Genomic DNA, 1,930 nt, shown 5'->3' on the forward strand with positions numbered 1-1,930 from the left:
GGGACGCCGCACTGCCCCCAGTGTGGCAAACCCGTGACGCAGCAGCAGCCCAGCCAGATCGTGGATGTGGTGATGGCGATGGACGAAGGCACGCGGCTACAAGTCCTCGCGCCGAGTATTCGGGGCCGTAAGGGCGAGTACAAGAAGGAGCTGGAGGAGCTTAAAAAAGAGGGCTTCGCGCGTGTCCGAGTGGACGGCACGGTCTATGACTTAGAGAGTGTCCCCGCGCTCGACCGTTACAAGCAGCACGATATTGATATCGTCGTGGATCGTATTGTGGTCAAGCCCGGCGTCGAGAAACGCGTCGCCGATTCGGTGGAGACGGCGCTGAAGCGCTCCAAGGGCTTGGTCGGGGTAGAAATAGTTGGGGGTGAGGAGCAGCTTTTCTCCGAGAACTTCGCGTGCACCGCCTGCGGCATCTCGCTGCCAGAGATCGAGCCCCGCACGTTTTCGTTTAACTCCCCGTTTGGTGCCTGCGAGACCTGCCACGGCCTCGGCACCCAGTCCGAGTTCGATCCGGAGCTCATCGCCCCAGACAGAGAGATGAGCATCGGGCAGGGCGCGATCAAGTACTTTGTCTACAAGTCTGGCAAGGAGATCATGAGTGAGGGGCGCACCGCGCTCTTTGCCGCCGTCGCCAAGAAGCTCGGCTTTACGATGGAGACCCCGCTTAAGAAGCTCACCGACGCGCAGCTGGAGTCGCTCTTTAAGGGCATCAAGGGCAATGTGACGATGGAGTCCAAGAACCGCTTCGGGCGCACGCGGCACTTCGACACGGACTTTCCCGGCGTGATTGCGATCATGGAGCGCCACTGGACAGAGACCAGCTCGGACTACATCAAGCAGGACCTGGAGCAGTACCGAAGAAACAACCCGTGCCCCGCCTGTAAGGGCCAGCGCCTCAAGCCCGCCGCGCTGGGCGTGCTCTTTGGCGGTAAGAACATCTCGCAGATCACGGCGTACTCGATTGCCACCGCCGTGGAGTTTGTTGAGAGCCTCACGCTAACGGAGCGTGAGATGCTGATCGCCCGGCAGATCCTCAAAGAGATCGGGGCCAGATTAGGTTTCCTCAAGAACGTCGGGCTGGGCTATCTCACGATGGATCGGGCGGCGGGCTCGCTCTCGGGTGGGGAGGCACAGCGGATTCGCCTCGCCACGCAGATCGGCTCGGGTCTGATGGGCGTTCTCTATATCCTCGACGAGCCCAGCATCGGCTTGCACCAGCGCGACAACTCACGGTTAATTGAGACTTTGATTCGGCTGCGTGATCTTGGCAACACCATCTTAGTGGTCGAGCACGATGAAGAGACCATGGAAGCCGCCGACTGGCTGATTGACATCGGGCCGGGCGCGGGAATTCACGGGGGCTACGTGGTCGCGCAAGGCCCGCCCGCACTGGTGAAAGAGTCGCCGGAGTCTATTACCGGGGCCTACCTCTCGGGCCGCAAGAAGATCGAGATGCCCAAAGAGCGGCGCAAGGGCGACGGCCGCAACCTGACCATTGTCGGGGCGCGGGGCAACAACCTTAAGAACGTCACGGCGCAGATTCCGCTGGGGACGATGACCGTCGTTACCGGCGTCTCGGGCTCGGGCAAGTCCACGCTGATTCAGGACACGCTCTACCCCCGCCTGATGAACGAGATCTACCGCTCGCACATGGTGCCCTCGCCGCACACGGGGATCTCGGGCATCGAGCATATCGAGAAAGTCATCGACATTGACCAGTCCCCGATTGGCCGAACCCCACGCTCCAACCCCGCTACCTACACAGGCACCTTCGACCTGATCCGCGACCTCTTCGCCGCCACCCCTGAGGCCAAAGTGCGCGGCTACGGCCCCGGACGCTTTTCGTTTAACGTAAAAGGCGGGCGCTGCGAAGCCTGCCAGGGCGACGGCATCCTGAAAATAGAAATGCACTTTCTGCCCGATG

Annotated in this window: 1 protein-coding gene; it reads left to right on the plus strand. The window is 61.5% G+C overall.

The features are described from left to right. The coding region (uvrA, locus tag RMO15_RS05060; protein ID WP_309708679.1) for an excinuclease ABC subunit UvrA at window positions 1–1,930 on the plus strand (1,930 nt) is incomplete at both ends.

It is taken from the genome of Armatimonas sp., from assembly GCF_031410135.1.
Lineage (GTDB): Bacteria > Armatimonadota > Armatimonadia > Armatimonadales > Armatimonadaceae > Armatimonas.